This window comes from Gemmatimonadaceae bacterium (assembly GCA_036003045.1).
In the GTDB taxonomy this organism is placed as follows: Bacteria; Gemmatimonadota; Gemmatimonadetes; order Gemmatimonadales; family Gemmatimonadaceae; genus JAQBQB01.
Genome location: DASYSS010000050.1, coordinates 104,597 through 120,206, shown reverse-complemented (window position 1 = coordinate 120,206; position 15,610 = coordinate 104,597). Strand labels below are relative to the sequence as shown.

At 66.3% G+C, this 15,610-nt stretch carries 15 protein-coding genes; 11 read left to right on the top strand and 4 right to left on the bottom strand.

The features are described from left to right. Positions 1-16: 16 nt before the first annotated feature. From VGQ44_13285 to VGQ44_13265, 5 genes are all read left to right on the top strand, one after another. Positions 17-1,741 (top strand): ATP-binding protein, encoded by a 1,725-nt coding sequence (locus VGQ44_13285; protein ID HEV8447796.1) that lies wholly within the window; start codon positions 17-19, stop codon positions 1,739-1,741. After that, entirely contained in the window at positions 1,738-2,217 is a 480-nt protein-coding gene (locus VGQ44_13280; protein ID HEV8447795.1) for a pyridoxamine 5'-phosphate oxidase family protein, read from the top strand. The genes VGQ44_13285 and VGQ44_13280 overlap by 4 nt, the downstream gene beginning before the upstream one ends. Positions 2,218-2,351: 134 nt before the next feature. Continuing rightward, positions 2,352-3,620 carry a universal stress protein gene (locus VGQ44_13275; protein ID HEV8447794.1) on the top strand — a complete coding sequence of 423 codons (1,269 nt, stop codon included), beginning with the start codon at positions 2,352-2,354 and terminating at the stop codon, positions 3,618-3,620. 301 nt (positions 3,621-3,921) lie between these two features. Beyond that, positions 3,922-5,307, top strand: a complete 1,386-nt coding sequence (locus VGQ44_13270) for a hypothetical protein (protein ID HEV8447793.1) — start codon at positions 3,922-3,924, stop codon at positions 5,305-5,307. Between the two features lie 119 nt (positions 5,308-5,426). After that, the gene (locus VGQ44_13265; protein HEV8447792.1) at positions 5,427-5,606 is read left to right on the top strand and encodes a hypothetical protein; all 180 of its coding nucleotides are present in this window, start codon (positions 5,427-5,429) and stop codon (positions 5,604-5,606) included. Positions 5,607-5,638: 32 nt separating this feature from the next. Here VGQ44_13265 and VGQ44_13260 read toward each other — a convergent pair whose 3' ends face one another. The 3 genes from VGQ44_13260 to VGQ44_13250 are packed head-to-tail and all read right to left on the bottom strand — an operon-like array spanning position 5,639 to position 7,225. Then, positions 5,639-5,899: a CPXCG motif-containing cysteine-rich protein gene (locus VGQ44_13260; GenBank protein HEV8447791.1), complete on the bottom strand. Its 261-nt coding sequence runs from the start codon at positions 5,897-5,899 to the stop codon at positions 5,639-5,641. A 45-nt stretch (positions 5,900-5,944) separates the two neighbouring features. Continuing rightward, entirely contained in the window at positions 5,945-6,166 is a 222-nt protein-coding gene (locus tag VGQ44_13255; protein ID HEV8447790.1) for a hypothetical protein, read from the bottom strand. Positions 6,167-6,169: 3 nt separating this feature from the next. Then, positions 6,170-7,225, bottom strand: a complete 1,056-nt coding sequence (locus VGQ44_13250) for a stomatin-like protein (GenBank protein ID HEV8447789.1) — start codon at positions 7,223-7,225, stop codon at positions 6,170-6,172. Between the two features lie 418 nt (positions 7,226-7,643). Here VGQ44_13250 and VGQ44_13245 point away from each other — a divergent pair, with 418 nt between their 5' ends. From VGQ44_13245 to VGQ44_13235, 3 genes are all read left to right on the top strand, one after another. Continuing rightward, positions 7,644-8,657, top strand: coding sequence for a hypothetical protein (locus tag VGQ44_13245; protein ID HEV8447788.1), 1,014 nt, complete (start codon positions 7,644-7,646; stop codon positions 8,655-8,657). A gap of 136 nt (positions 8,658-8,793) precedes the next feature. Further along, positions 8,794-9,216, top strand: coding sequence for a plastocyanin/azurin family copper-binding protein (locus VGQ44_13240; GenBank protein HEV8447787.1), 423 nt, complete (start codon positions 8,794-8,796; stop codon positions 9,214-9,216). A 267-nt stretch (positions 9,217-9,483) separates the two neighbouring features. Next, entirely contained in the window at positions 9,484-11,280 is a 1,797-nt protein-coding gene (locus VGQ44_13235) for a hypothetical protein (protein ID HEV8447786.1), read from the top strand. A gap of 22 nt (positions 11,281-11,302) precedes the next feature. On the opposite strand, the gene VGQ44_13230 is transcribed toward VGQ44_13235, so the two are convergent. Beyond that, positions 11,303-12,274, bottom strand: coding sequence for a sulfite exporter TauE/SafE family protein (locus VGQ44_13230; GenBank protein HEV8447785.1), 972 nt, complete (start codon positions 12,272-12,274; stop codon positions 11,303-11,305). 223 nt (positions 12,275-12,497) lie between these two features. On the opposite strand from VGQ44_13230, the gene VGQ44_13225 reads away from it, so the two are divergent. Genes VGQ44_13225 through VGQ44_13215 form a run of 3 tightly spaced genes read left to right on the top strand, consistent with a single transcriptional unit; the run spans position 12,498 to position 15,602 of the window. Continuing rightward, positions 12,498-13,211, top strand: a complete 714-nt coding sequence (locus VGQ44_13225) for a GntR family transcriptional regulator (protein HEV8447784.1) — start codon at positions 12,498-12,500, stop codon at positions 13,209-13,211. After that, positions 13,208-14,656 (top strand): aldehyde dehydrogenase family protein, encoded by a 1,449-nt coding sequence (locus tag VGQ44_13220; GenBank protein ID HEV8447783.1) that lies wholly within the window; start codon positions 13,208-13,210, stop codon positions 14,654-14,656. Before VGQ44_13225 ends, VGQ44_13220 begins: the two co-directional genes overlap by 4 nt. Further along, entirely contained in the window at positions 14,649-15,602 is a 954-nt protein-coding gene (locus VGQ44_13215; GenBank protein ID HEV8447782.1) for a proline racemase family protein, read from the top strand. Before VGQ44_13220 ends, VGQ44_13215 begins: the two co-directional genes overlap by 8 nt. Positions 15,603-15,610: the final 8 nt, after the last annotated feature.

Sequence of the window (15,610 nt, the reverse complement as noted above, 5' to 3'; positions counted from 1 at the left end):
GCTCACTCCATGGCTGGTGGCCGGCCTCGTCGCGGCACTTCTCGTCGTACAACAAGTCTTCGTCCGCTCGCGGCTTCGAAGCCAAGGAAGGATCGAGGCGGAGCTTCGCGCGTCGGAGGCGAAGTTCTCCGGCATTCTCGAGATTGCCGCCGACGCCATCATCACGATCGACCAGAGCCAGCGGATCGTGCACTTCAACAACGGCGCGGAAGGAATGTTCGGCTACAAGGCGGCCGACGCCATCGGGCGGCACCTCGCCATCCTCATTCCGCCGCGGTTTCGCGCCGCTCACGACGGGCACATCGAATCGTTCGCGCGCTCGTCGGTGACGGCGCGGCGAATGGGCGAGCGCCGTGAGATCTTCGGCCTGCGCTCGGACGGCACGGAGTTTCCCGCCGAAGCGTCGATCTCGAAGCTCGTCACCCCGGACGGACTCTTGTTCACCGTCGTGTTGCGCGACACCACCGAGCAGAAGCGCGCCGAAGAGGACGAGCGCTTTCTCAGCGGTGCGTCGGGGGAATTGTCGAATACCCTTGCCGTCGACGCTACCGAGCGCGCCGTCGTCGATCTGCCCATTCCACGGCTCGCCGAGGCGGCGTTGCTCGATCTCGTGCAACCACGGGCGGCGGGCGGCGGCGGAGGTGCCTTCAGGCGGGTCGCGAGTACGCGCCAGAAGGCCGAGTTGACCGCGGGGATCGAAGCGCTGGCGGCGCACCGCCTGACGCCCGACTCTCCCTCGCCGATCGTCGACGTCATACGGCGCGGACGAACGGAAGTCGTCGAGACGATCGACGACGAGTGGCTCGAGAGCAGCGCGGATCCGGAGGCGGCACCGCATTGGCGGGCGATCGGTGCGACCTCGATCCTCGTGCTTCCGCTGGTCGCCGGCGAAACGCGCGGGGCGCTCACGCTGATTCGAGCAGGCACCGCTCGTCCATTCGATCAGCAGCAACGCGCACTCGGTGAAAAGTTCGCGCGCGCCGCGGCGACCGCGCTACAGAACGCCCAGCTCTACGACGCGGCCAGGGACGCCAACATGGCGCGCGACGAAGTGCTGGGGGTCGTGTCGCACGACCTCCGGAACCCGCTGAGCGCCATCTCGATGTGCGCGAGAGTGATGCAGGAGAGCCCGCCGGCGAACGAGGGCGAGCGCCGCGAGCTCCTCGCGACCATTCGGGAGTCGACCGAGTGGATGAATCGCCTCATCGAAGACCTGCTCGACGTGTCCAACATCGAGCGCGGAAAATTGTCGCTCGAGGCGCGGGCCGAGGAGCCGTCGCAGATCGCCCTACAGGCGCTGCACATGTTCGAGGTCGAGGCCAAGGCCAACCATGTGACGCTCGAGGCGCGGCTTCCCACCAACATGCCGCTCGTCGTCGCCGACCGGACGCGCGTCGTGCAAGTGCTGAGCAACTTGTTGCGCAACGCGATCAAGTTCACGCCGCACGACGGCCGCATCGAAGTCGGCGTCGGGACGCGCGACCGGGCCGTCGTGTTCTCTGTCAAGGACACCGGCCCCGGCATTGCTCAAGAAAAACAGGCCCGCGTTTTCGACCGGTACTGGCAGTCGTCGCAAGGGGCGCGGCAGCGCGGCGCCGGACTCGGACTCTCGATTGCGAAGGGCATCGTGGAGGCGCACGGCGGACGAATCTGGGTGCGCAGCACGGTCGGGGAGGGAAGCGAGTTCGCGTTCACCATTCCGCAAGCCGAGGCGCGGGGCGTCCGGCGGGAGGAAGCATGACTACCGCACGCAAGGCGCCGAGCTTCTACGAGCTGAGCCGCGACGACGCCCTGGCCCTGCTGGCGCGGAATCGCGTCGGCCGTCTCGCGTTCAGCTTCCACGATCGCGTGGACATCGAGCCGATCTCGTACGTGTTGTCCGACGACTGGCTGTACGCGCGCACGTCGCCCGGAACGAAGCTGACCGTGGTGCAGCATCATCCGTGGGTTGCGTTCGAGGTCGACGAGGTTCGCAGCCGCACGGAGTGGCGGAGCGTCGTCGTGCACGGCACGATCTATTTTCTCGATCCGAAGCGCGAGGCGGACCGCGCGGCTTACGACGCCGCCGTTCACATTCTCCGCTCGGCCGACGCCGACGCGTTGACGTCCGCCGACGCGACTCCGCAGCGCCAGGTTCTGTTTCGAATCCACGTGGACGACCTCGTGGGAAAAGGGGCGACCCCGACCCCGACCCCGACCCCGAAATCGGGCCGCTAGGCGCGAGCACTTCCCCCGAATCCCCGACAAGCTTCGGTAGAAGCGCCGACGCCCCGGGGCTGCCGCCCGGCACACCATTCCTCCCAGACCGACGACGAATCGACGTCGCGCGGCGTGAACCCGAGGAGGAACCCATGGATTCGCTGAAGATCCCGTCGGCCGTGCCGGAGCTCGGAGTGCGCGCCAGCGTCGCCGCGCCGATCGTCGTCGCGACGGATGGACAAGAGCAGTCGGACGGGGCCCTCGCGATGGGGCGACTGCTCGCCGGGTCCTCCGACGCGGTTCGCCTGGTGACAGTGTTGAAGACGCTGCCGATCGTCCCCGACGTCCCGATTCAAATTCCGATCGACATGGAAAACGCGCGCCGTGCCGACGCACGGCGGGACGTCGCGGCGCAGGCGGCGCGCGTTTGGGAAGAGGCGGTCGATGTCGAGTTGCACGATGGAGACCCCGCGACGGCGATCGCGCGGCTGGCCCACAAGGCCGGGGCGTCGATGATCGTATCCGGGCTCGGCCGACATCGCGTGACCGACCGCGTCTTCGGCGACGAGACCGCGCTGCGGTTGATTCGCGCGGCGGACGTTCCAGTGTACGCCGTCGCGATCGGTACGACGCGTGCGCCGCGGCGCATCGTGGTGGCGATGGATTTCAGTGAAACCAGTCTTCGCGCCGCTCGGCTTTCACTCTCCGTGGCGGCGACCGGGGCCACCGTCTATCTCGCGCACGTCGCGCCTCGCGACAACTCGTTCTACGACTGGAAGGGCTGGGGCACCACATACAAGGTGAGTGTCGGCGACGCGCTGCAGCGGACGCGTGAGCAGTTGCGGATTCCCGAGGGGATGACGATTCAGAACGTCCTGCTTCAGGGCGACCCGGCCACCGAGCTGTTGGCCTTCGCGGCGAGCGTCAACGCCGATCTGATCGCCACGGGGAGTCACGGGCACGGATTCGTCGCGCGCATGTTTCTTGGCAGTGTGACGACGCGGCTGGTCCGCTGTTCCACGTGCAGCGTGCTGGCGATTCCCCACACGGCCGTGATGACCCAGGTCGGAATTCACGTCGAGCCACCGGTCGTTCTCCCCCTGCCGCACGGCGAGTGGGGTAGGCAACTCGATGCCTTCTCCCGCCGCAACGTCGGCCGCCGCGGGACGCTCGAAGTCGACGATCCGGAGATCGGCGCGCAGGCGCAGGAGCTCGACTATCCGCTCCGCGGGACGACGTACGACTCGCACGATCAGCGAATCACGCTGATGTTCGGCGAGTTGGGGTGGGGTGCTCCCCACCTGACGCGCGGGATCGCCGGCGCGTCGGCGGTGGACATTCTGCAGGACGACCGCGGACGCGACCTCGCCCTTCGCGTCGCGCACGGTGCCGGCCAGACGTTGTTGACTTTTTCGTCGTAAACGAGCGCTTGCAGGGCGGGACATGCGGCGGTTCGCGACGGTCGGCGCGGCCGTCGCATGCTCCCGTTTTTCGCGACGCGGCGAGGCTGGCTTCGCCGCGTTGTCCCTGGAACGAAGCTTGGCCCGCCCCCTCCTCGGCTTCGTCGGGGAATCCCCCACAAAAAAACAAGCAACTCACTACGCGAGTCGCCTTGTTCCCGGACGGATGGCGACTCCGCCGAACGGTAGCTTCGGCCCGTGCTCCAGCAGACCAAGACGTTCTGCACTCGACCGCACGAAGCCTACCCGACCAGAGGATCATATGAAAACCAACACAACGCTCGGTCTCGCGGCCCTGCTCCTCGCGGCACTCGCAGCGAGCAGCTCCGCGCAGCAGCCGGCCAATGCGGGCGACTCGGTGCCCGCGACCAAGACGGCGTCCGACTCGGCCAAGAAAACGACCCCGCAGTCGGTCAACCTTTTGCGGCCGAAAGAAATCAATCACATCCGTCCCGCCGACATGCGCGGCGTGAACGTGTTCGAATCGCCGAAGACCGACGAAGTGCCGTTCACGGGCTTCGTTCTTTCCTTCGGCGGCGCGTTCACCCAGGAGTTCCAGGGGCTCGACCACAGCAACAGCGCGACCGCGGTCGTGGTCAGCGGCGTCAACAGCAATCAGCTGATGACCATCGGCCACGGGTTCAACAACGCCGTTGCCAACCTGAACGTGAATGTGCAGATCGCCCCGGGAATCCGCGTCGCGATGACGTCGTATTTGTCGGCGCGGCACCACCAGGAGTCGTGGGTCAAGGACGGCTACATCCTGATGGACGAGTCGCCGATCGACAACGCGCTGCTCAAGAGCATCATGAAGTACGCGACGGTCAAGGTCGGTCACTTCGAGATCAACTACGGCGACTCGCACTTCCGCCGCAGCGACAACGGCAACGCGATGTTCAATCCATTCGTCGGCAACTACGTTCTCGACGGATTCACGACCGAGATCGGCGCCGAAGTCTACGCGCGCTCGAACGGTCTGCTCGCCATGCTCGCGGCGACGGGCGGCGAGATCCACGGCCAGGTGACCGCTCCGGCGGCTCGCTCTCTCAGTACGATCGGCAAGCTCGGTTTCGACCAGAATCTGAGCGAGAACGTTCGCGTCCGCCTCACCGGCTCGTTCTACGCGAACAACAAGGCGGCGAGCAACACGCTCTACAGCGGCGACCGCGGCGGATCGCCCTACTACGACGTGCTCGAGAACACCGCGTCGACGGAAACCGCCAACGCGTGGTCGGGTCAGGTTCGCCCGGGCTTCTCGAACAAAGTGAACGCCGAAGTCGTGAATCCGTTCATCAAGGTCGGCGGCGCCGAGTTCTTCGGCCACTTCGAGACGGCAACCGGCGGTGCATTCACCGAACCGAGGCTGCGCACGCTGCACCAAGACGTCTACGAGGCGCTCTATCGCCTCGCCGATGACCGCCTGTACCTCGGCGGCCGCTACATCCACGTCAACGGGGAACTGATCTCGAAGACCTACACCGATCAGACGGTGAACCGGACGCAACTCGGCGGTGGCTGGTTCGTGACGCCGAACCTGCTGGCGAAGCTCGAGTGGGTGAATCAGAAGTACATCGACTTCCCGGTGAACGACATCCGATATGGCGGACAGTTCAAGGGCTTCATGGTCACCGGCACGATCGGCTTCTAAGGAACGCAGCAACGGCCGGCGCTCGACCCGAGCGCCGGCCGATTTCGCGCGAAGACGCCCCGTTCGGATCGAGCGGGGCGTTCACCGCACCAGACACGATCCGGATTCGGAGGTGGCGTATGAGAGCGAGTGTCCCGGGTTCAGCGACCACGATCTTCCTGCTTTTCTTCGGCGTGGCGCTAATCGACGCGCTCGTCGGCGGCAGCGTCTACGCGACCCTGTTCTGGTTGGCAGTCGGAGCTGTGTTCTTCGCGGCCGATCGGCGGCGCACGCGGCACCCTCGCGAGAGCCACAGATAGCGGGCCAGGGGGTCGTCGACCGCTTGCGCCGATCAGTCGTCCGTCGGCGTCGCCGTTATCGTGGCGTGGCCCTCGGAGTCGTAGTCGACGCTCACGCGCCACGGTTGGCAGCAGACCTGACAATCCTCGACGTAGTCCTGGTGTTGCCCGCCGCCGGGATCGATGCTCACGGCGATGGACTCGCCGCAGTACGGGCACGACACCTCGCCTTCGGTGTCGGCGGTGCCATCGCCGAGCGGAAAGTCACGCTCGAGATCGAAGTCGCCGGGTTCCGGATCAAAAGCAAACCGCATATCGAAACGTAGCCGCGCGTCGTAGGCCTGACGGGTCCACCGGTCCTACGAGACGTACACGACTTCCCCCTCCGCATCGATCCCCATCTCGATCTCCATCCCGCAGACGCCGCACACCTTGTTGGCGATCCAACGTACGGAGGCAAGCTCGCCCGTCTGCGGCGGAGCGGGCTTGACCTTGAGCTTCTTATAACTGTACTCGCCACAATTTTCACACGCGTGGGCCTTCGCGATGCGCTCGGCGCGTTCTTGCGTGATCCGGGGCAACGATCACCGTCCCGTCTTGGGCGGAATCGCGGGCGGACTTCCGAGGGCGCCCGGTGCGCGCGGCGACGGCGGCTCGTCCCTGTTGGCGCCCTGACGCGCGAGCAGCTCGCGCATGCCCCCGAGCGCACCCATGACGCCGGCCGCTTCCGCCGGCAGAAAGATCGTCGAGCCTTTGCCCGCGGTGACCTGCGGGAGTGCTTCCAAATACTTCATCCCGAGCATGTACATCGCGGCTTCGCCGGGCGGCAGCGACTGCGTGATCTTCTGGATCGCCTGCGCCTCGGCTTCGGCCATCGCGAGCCGCGCTTCGGCGAGTCCCTTCGCGCGGAGCACGGCGGCCTCCATTTCACCTTGCGCTCGGCTGACCTGAGCCTGCTGCACGCCTTCGGCCTCGAGGATCGCGGCGCGCTTCGACGCTTCGGCGTTCGTGACGGCCGCGCGACGCTCGCGCTCGGCGCGCATCTGGAGCTCCATCGATTGCTGGATGTCGCGCGGCGGCTCGATCGCTTGCAGCTCGACGCGGGTGACGTCGACGCCCCACCCGATCGACGCTTCCTCGATCACCTCGCGCATCCTTTTGTTGATCATGTCGCGGCTCGCGAGCGTCTGGTCGAGTTCGATGTCGCCGACGATGTTGCGCAGCGTCGTGCGAGTGAGCGTCTCGAGCGCGAAGGGGAGGTTCTGAATCGCGTACGCCGCTTTCTGCGGATCGGCGATCCGATAGTAGAGGACGGCGTCGATGTCGATCGTGACGTTGTCCTTCGTGATGACGGGCTGGCTCGGAAAACTGAGGACTTGTTCCCTCAGATCGATGCGCGCGGTCGACCCCGACGTGATGCGTTTCGTTCCACTCGGGTCCGTCTCGACGAAGCGCACGTCGATCGTGCGCGGCCGCTCCATTCCCGGAATCAAGATGTTGAGCCCCGAACGACCCACTCGGTCGAAACGACCCCAACGCTCGATCACTATCACCTCGGCTTGCCCGATCACTTTCACGCATCGCGCGATTATCGAGCCGACGAAAACGACGACGATTCCTGTGGCTATCAAACCGACCATCGTTGCTCCGTATCGTGGTGGACGGATAGTACCTGCGGCGGTGGGATTCGGCACGTGGCGCCTCGATCAGGCGCCGACGCCGATGGAGTCCCACCGATCAAGTATACAAAACATGCCGAGTGCGCGCGCGCGCGGTACATTCGCGCCGCCTGATCGGACACGCGACGAGGTCCGTGTTTTCGGTCGGACCGATTCATGCGGTCGTGCACCCTGCTCACGCACCTGACCTCACCGGCAAACAGAGTCCATGCGACTGAAGTACCTGACGACGTGCGCCGCCGCACTCGTCGCCTGCTCGGACTCCGGTCCGACAGTTCCTAATCACTCGCGTCTCGCGCCGAACGTTGGAATCTCCGAACCAGGCGCGACACCAGAGAAGTTAGATCCACGTACCGTAAAAGACCTCGTCGAAGAGCTGGTGAGTCAGCGATTCGGCCGGGTCACGTTGCCGCCGGATGCGTTCTCGCAATCGGCCGACGCGGTGCATCCGGACATCGCCTGCCCGGGCAGCGGATGGAACGGCGGCGGATGCTGGCTGATGTACACGCCGTACAAGAACTCTGATCCGTCGTGGGAGAACCCCGGCTTCCTGCTCGCCGCCGACGATACGACGTGGGTCACACCGTCCGCGATCCGGAACCCCATCGTCGGCTATCCCGGTATCGGCAGCTACAACTCCGATCCCGACCACGCGTTCGATCCGGCGACCCGCCGCCTCATCCAGGTGTTCCGCGTCGTCGTCGACACGTCGAACAAGATCATGCTGATGTCGACCGGCAACGCGCGTCAGTGGACGACGCCGGTGGTCGCGTTCTCGGTCCACAGCCACGACGCCGTCTCGCCGTCGCTCATCATCGAACAGAACCGCGCGGCGAAGGTGTGGTACATCAAGTCCGGTGTCGCCGGCTGCAACGCGTTCTCGACGACGCTCGAGCTGCGCACGGCCCAGCCGGCGCCGGACGAAGACTTCGAGTCGGTGCACTGGAGCGCGCCGATCACGACCACTCTCGACATTCCAAGCTACGTCCCATGGCACATCGACGTCGCCGAGCTTCCCTTTGGCGGCTACGTCGCGCTGATCGCCGCGTTTCCGCGGGGCAGCGGCTGCGCGCAGAGCGATCTCTGGCTCGCGACGAGCGACGACGGAATCTCCTGGCACACGCTCGCGTTGCCAGTCTTCTGGCGGGGGATGAGTCTCGCGAAGAAGCGCGCGATCTCGACGTGGTACCGTGGCACGTTGCGCTACGATCCGGAGACGGACCTCCTCGACATCTGGCCGTCGGCGCTCGCCGGCACGTCGTGGACGATTTACCACACGTCGGTTCGTCTCGCCGAAATCAAGAATCTGATGGCCAAGGCACCTGCCAGCGACGTAAAGTCCGTCGCGGCGTGGTCGAGGCGCGTGCCCAAGCCGACGATTCCGATGCCCTAGGCCGGGAACCTTCTTTCGGCTCGCTGGATTCCTCGCGCGGCGCCTGACGACCAGGCGCCGCGTCGACTTTTCGGCCCGCCGTTCGCGCCCAGGACTCTCCGGCCGCGAGATGGCCAGCCATCGGAGGAGAAACAGCATGCGAATGTGGCGACTCTCGCTCGCGGCCATCGGCATCGTGCTCGTGGCAGCGTGCGGCGGCGGCAGCAGCGATACCACGACGACCGGTCCGGGCAACAATACGCCGCCCGGCGGCGGCAACAACAACAACAATCCGAACACCGTCACGCTCGTCGACTCGAGCTTCAACCCGGCGAACATCACGGTCAAAGCCGGCCAGACGGTAACCTGGCAGTGGTCATCGTGCACTGACACGACTGGCGGCTACGGCGGCGGCTATCCGTGCGTCACGCACCAGATCCAGTTCGATGACGGAAGCGGCGTGGTTTCGCCGAAGCAGGACCAGGGCACCTTCAATCGCACGTTCAGCGGGACCGGCACGTTCAAGTATCACTGCCTCATTCACGGCAGCTACATGTCCGGGCAGGTCGTGGTCCAGTAGCGGCTTCATCCCGGCGTTCGGCCGGGTCGTCGCTCAAAGCGGTTTTGCGAATGCCCGCCCATCCTGGCGGGCGTTCGTTTTTTGCGCTCGCCGGACAACTCGAAATCCCGTCTGGGGGTCAACGTCCAAGCGCTTCCTGCGTTTACCTTAGTTAAGAAGGCTTTGCGGACCGGCGCTGGGTGGTCACTGTGACGACGCCGCGGGTTCGCCACCGCGTTCCGCCACGACCTGACTCGAAACGACTCTTCGGTTCACGCCACCCACCGAATGCCCCGTCGCGTTGCGCTTGGTGCCGTTTTCGTTCTGTCGTTTGCCCGCGCGGCCGTGGGTCTCGCGCAGGGTCCCAAGGACGCGTCGGACCAGCCCAGGTTCACGACGCAGGTGATGATCGTTCCCGCCTTTCTCGGTCCAGACCGAGGGGGGGCTAGCCGCGGCGCGGACATCGTTCGGTCCCGAGTGGCCGGCGCGTTCGCGAAAAACGAGCTCCGCGTCGTCTCCGGCGGCGACATGGACGATTGGTTCCGACGCTCGGGCTTCGATGAGAATCCGGCGCTGAGCGAGGGAGAGCTCAAGGAAATGGCGCGAAAGTTTCGCGCCGATGAGCGCATTACCGGAACGCTGACGCATCAAGCCGACGGATCCATTCGCATCGACGCGGCGCTGTCGCTCGTTCGCGACCTGCGCCTCTCGCAGCCCATTGTCGCCACCGCGACCACGGTGCCGCAGGCGGCCGAGGCCGTAGCCGCCGAGGCGATCGCCGCCCGACGGCAACTGTCGCCGCTTCGCCAATGCGAGAACGCCGATCGCGCGGGAAACGCGCGCGATGCGGCAACGGCCGCGACCGCCGCGATCGTCGCCTATTCGCGCGCCGTTCCGGCGCGCGTGTGTCTCCTCAACGCGCTGTCACATCTCGAGGTCAGCGCCGACAGCGTGATCACCGTGTCGCGCGCGACGCTCGCCGTCGCGCCCGCCAACGCGGTGGCACTCGAGGATCTCGCGCAGGCGCTCGACTCGAAGGGGCAATCGAAGGACGCCGCGCCCGTTTGGACGAAGCTGCTCGCGACCGACTCGACCAACGACACGATGATCGAGAAGGTCGTGAACGCGCTGGCCCGCGAAGGCTTTCCCAATCTCGCGGCGCCGATCATCGACCGCGGCACCGACGCCCACCCGGACAACCTGCCGCTGCTCAAGGTGCGCTGGCTGGTGCACCTCGCGGAGAACGATTGGAAGGGCGCGATTGTGGCCGGCGAACGAATGCTGGCGCGAGACCAGGCGGCGCAAAGTGATCCCGACTTCTACATGCGCCTGGCCACCGCGTTGCGGGCCGACGGGAAATCCGAGCGTGCGCTCGGCGTCGCGGCGAACGCGGTCGCCAAGTTCCCCGAATCGGCGCCACTATATGTGCTGTACCTGCAACTCTTGAAATCCGAGGCCGACTCGGCTCTTCAGCGCGGCTTGGCGGCGTTCCCCGACAACGCGGAAGTGCACGTCTTCGCCGCGCAGACGTTCAAGACGTCGGGCAACTCGTCGGCCGCGCTCTCCGAGACGAGACGCGCGCTCGCCGTGAACCCCAAGCTTCCGCACGGCTTCTTGCAGCTCGCGCAACTCGAGGTCGACGCCGGCGAAACCGACAGCGCTTTCGCGGCGACTGACCAGGCGCTCAAGTACGGTGAAGACTCCACGACCGTGGCGCAGTTCGCGCTGGCGCGCGGCAACGCGCTCTTCAAGGCTGCCGGCACGACGCAGAAGCGCGATGATTTTCAGCGCGCCATGAAATTCCTGACGTTCGCCGTTCGCATTCGGCCGACGCCGGAAGGCAAGTTTCTCCTCGGCGCCTCTGCGCTGCAGATCAGCCAATCGGCGGCCAACGAGGCCGCGCCGGCGAAGAGCTGCGACCTGACCAAGCTCGCCGACTCGTCGCTCACGGAGGCCGAGATCAATCTCGTGAGCGGCGGCTCCGCGGCGCCCGATGCCGCGAAGCAGTACCTCGAGTACGTCGCGAAACTACGGCCGTACGTCGCGGAAGAGTTGAAGAATTTCTGCTCCCCCGGGGCGCGCTGAGCGCGACCCGCGCGAGCTGTCCTCAGGCTGTCGGCTGTGCTCCGGCCTCGGCCGCGGTCGCCGCGCTTGCGAGATCGCGCTCGCGTTGCGCCGCGCGCAGCATGCTGATCGCCGTATACGTCACGACGCAGATGACCAGCACCTTGACGTAGTTCATCGGAAGATTCCCGACCCCTTTCACGGCGAGCACCACCGCCGGAATACCGGCGATCGCCATGCCGATCATCGCCGGCGTATGGTAGGCACGCGCGCGAATGAATCGCACTACGGCGACGGGCATCAGGAACGCGCATGCGCCCATCATGATCGGAAACGCCGACTTCTCCGTCATGCCGAGGGCGGAGATGAGAATCAAACACGGCGCGTAGAGGCCGATGCCGAGGGTCATCAGCGCGCCCAGAATGAACAGGCCGCCCATGCCGATTATCCACCGGGCACCCTCGAGGCTCGTCGTGCCAACCGTCAGCGAATGAAACACCGTCATCCGCACGACCATGATGATCGCCGCGGCGAGGAGGCAGAGGCCCATGCCGACTTGGATCTTGCGCCGCGGCCACGAGGACACGACTCCCGCGCCGAGCCATGCGCCGAGAATTGCGGCTGCGATCAGCGAGATGAGCGTTCGCGGATCGACCTGCACGGGTTCGACCGTGATCAGGCCGCGGAATCCATAGATGAAGAGGAATGCTTCCGTAACGGTCGGGAGCACGTAGCCGACGTTCAGCGAGCCCGGAATCTTCTCGTCGGGAATCAACTTGAAGAAGCGCACCATCGCCGTGGTGGTGGCATACGACCCGACGCCGAGCGTGTCAAAGAAGTTTGCCACGAAGCTGACCGGCCACACGAGGAGCGGCGACCGGACTGACCCGCCGCTGCGCGCATCGCGCACCATCGCGCGAATGAACATCACCAGATACACGAGCGTGAAGACGCCCATCACGGCGATCAGCAGAGCGATCGGGTCGGCGTTACGAACACGTGTGACGAAGTCCATGGTCGGCCCGGATCAGAGTGAGCGCTGCGCGGCGCTAATGGGGCGCATCGAGCGGGACAAGACGGTCAGCCTAGACGATGCTGCGGAACTGATAGCTTGCGATGGTCTGTACGCCGGGATACTGTATCCGTTCCCCCACCATCCTAGCTGTGGAGTTGGCATGACCCTTCGGACTGTTCCTGACGTTAATCCCGCGCACCGGTATGCGCCATCTGCCGCGCGCGTGACAACCCCCATTCGGCGGCAGACGGTCGCCAGCATGACCGTCGAGGCGCTCCGGGAGCGCATTCTCCGCGGCGACTTCCCCGATGGTGAGCCCCTTCGCCAGGATGCCCTCGCTGACGAGCTCGGAGTAAGCCGCATCCCCGTGCGCGAAGCCCTGCGCCAGCTCGAGGCCGAAGGGCTGGTCAGCTTCAGCCCCCACCGCGGCGCAGTCGTCTCCACGCTCTCGCTCGACGAGATCGATGAACTGTTCGAGCTGCGTGCCGATATCGAAGGCGATTTGCTTCGCCGAGCCATTCCACTCATGACCGACGAGCAGTTCGATCGCGCCGTCGAGGTTCTCGACGCGTTCGAGGATGCCCTGGCCGCCGGTGAAGCCTCGCGTTGGGGCCCGCTCAACTGGCACTTTCACGCGGCGCTCTACGCTCCGGCGAAGCGCAACTTCACAATGAACGTGTTGCAGAAGCTGCATCAGCACAGCGACCGGTACTTCCGTATGCAGGTGCTGCTCGCGGGCGGCGGCCAGACGGCGAGCCAGGAGCATCGCGCCATCGCGACGGCGGTGCGCAAAGGCGACGTGAAAGTGGCGACGCAGCTCATGCGCTCGCACATCCTCGGCGCCGGCCAATCGTTGCTCGAGTTGCTCCATGCGCAGCGCAACGGGTCGGCTACGCCCGCGTCGGTACCGGTCGTCGTCGCCAACGCCGACCGGTGACCGCGCCGGCCAGGCTCCGCCACTTCATCGGCGGGGAGTGGCGCGCGAGCGACTCGGACCGCTGGATCGCCGACGTCAATCCCTCGAACGCCGAGGATGTCGTCGCGCAAGTTCCCGCGGGCACCAACGACGACGTCGACCTTGCCGTGCGATCGGCGTCGTCGTCGTTGGCCGCGTGGCGCGGGCTCACTGGTCCCGCGCGCGCGGAGCTGCTCTACAAATGGGCCGACGCCATCGGCTCGCGCTCCGACGCGCTCGCGCAGCTGGTCACGCGCGAGGTAGGGAAGCCGATCGGCGAGTCCCGCGGTGAAGTCGGGCGGTGCGTGACGATTCTCCGCTATTACGCGGGCGAAGCCGTGCGCACGATCGGTGACGTGATCCCCGCGCAAACCGCGGGCTCGCTGCAGTTCACGCTTCGACGTCCGCTGGGTGTCGTCGCGCTCATCACGCCGTGGAATTTTCCGGTGGCGATCCCGCTCTGGAAAGCGGCGCCGGCGCTCGCCTTCGGCAACACGGTCGTGCTCAAGCCGGCGGAATCGTCGTCGCAGTCGGCCGTGTTCCTGGCCGAATGCGCCGCCGCCGCCGGCATTCCCAAGGGAGTGTTCAACGTCTTGCTCGGCGCGGGGGACGTCGTCGGCTCTCGGCTCGTCGACGCGGACGACGTGCAGGCGGTGAGCTTCACCGGCTCGGGAAAGATCGGCGCCACGGTCGCCGTCGCCGCGGCCCGTCGGAACATTCGCTATCAGACCGAGATGGGCGGGAAGAACGTCGCGATCGTCATGCATGACGCCGATCTCGACCTCGCCGCGTCGCTCACCGCCGCCGGCGCGATGCGCTACGCCGGGCAGAAATGTACGGCGACGAGCCGCGTCGTCGTCGCGCGCGAAGTGGAAGGCGATTTCCTCGATCGGTTGCGAAGCCGCATTGCCGCGCTCCCCCTTGGCCCGGTCACCGACCCGGCGTCGGCGATCGGCCCGGTGATCAGCGCCGCGGCGCGTGACTCGATCCGCCGCGTGCTCGATGGAACGAACGCCGAGCGCGTATACGTCGGCGATGTTCCCTCGACCAGCGACTTCGCCGGCGGCTATTTCGTCGCGCCGACCGTAGTCCGAAACGCGCCGGCCGACTCCGATCTCGCGAAGCGGGAGATCTTCGGTCCCGTTCTCGCGAGCTTTTCGGCCGACGACCTCGATCACGCGATCGCGCTCGCCAACGACACGGTCTATGGACTCAGCGCGTCGCTCTTCACGCGCGACCTGCGCAGCGCGCTCCGCTACGTCGACCAGATCGCGGTCGGCATGGTCCGCGTGAACGGGGACACGACTGGCGTCGATCCGCACGCGCCGTTCGGCGGCGTGAAAGGATCCAGTTCGGGAAGCCGCGAGCAAGGTCCGGCCGCGCGCGAGTTCTACACCGAGATCAAGACTGTTCAGCTCAATGCCTGATCGATCGGGCGACGCCCTCGTGCTGCGCGTCGTGGACTCCCACACCGAAGGCGAGCCGACGCGTGTGATCGTCGACGGGTGGCCGCAGCCGACCGGCGCGACGATGGCCGAGCGACGCGCCGATTTGCGTCGCAACGCCGACCACTTGCGGCGCGGCGTCGTCTGCGAGCCGCGCGGCCACGCGGCGATCGTCGGCGCGTTGCTCACACCGCCGGTCACACCGGGCGCACAAGCCGGCATCGTCTTCTTCAATAACGAGACCTACCTCGGTATGTGCGGCCACGGGCTGATCGGCGTGGTGCGCACGCTTCAGCATCTCGGACGGCTGTCGCCGGGCGTCGCGCGATTCGACACGCCCGTGGGCGCGGTGTCCGCGGACCTGAACGACGACGGGTCCGTGACGATCGAGAACGTGGCCTCGAAAGCCCACGCCCTCGACGTCGCGATCGACGTTCCCGGATGCGGCCGTGTGGTCGGCGACGTCGCCTATGGCGGAAACTGGTTCTTCATCACGCACGTGCCCGCAAAGCTCGACACGTCCAACGTAGACGAGCTGCTGCGCCTGACGCGCGCGATGCAGGGCGCGATCGACGCGCAGCGGCCGGCCGGCGGTGTTCCCATCGACCACATCGAGCTGTCCGGCCCCCCGCACGATTCAGAGTCCGATGCGCGCAACTTCGTGCTCTGTTCCGGCGGCGAATACGATCGTTCGCCTTGCGGCACCGGAACCTCGGCCGTGATGGCGGCGCGGCACCAGCGCGGATCGCTCGCCTTCGAGCAACAGTGGCGGCAGGAGAGCATCACGGGCGGTCGCTTCACCGGTTGGCTCACGCCGGGCAAAGACGGCGAACTGATTCCGCACATTCGCGGTCGCGCGTTCATCACCGGCGATTCGACCCTTCGATTCGACCCGGCCGATCCGTTCCAATTCGGCATAGGCGGCTGACCGTGGGG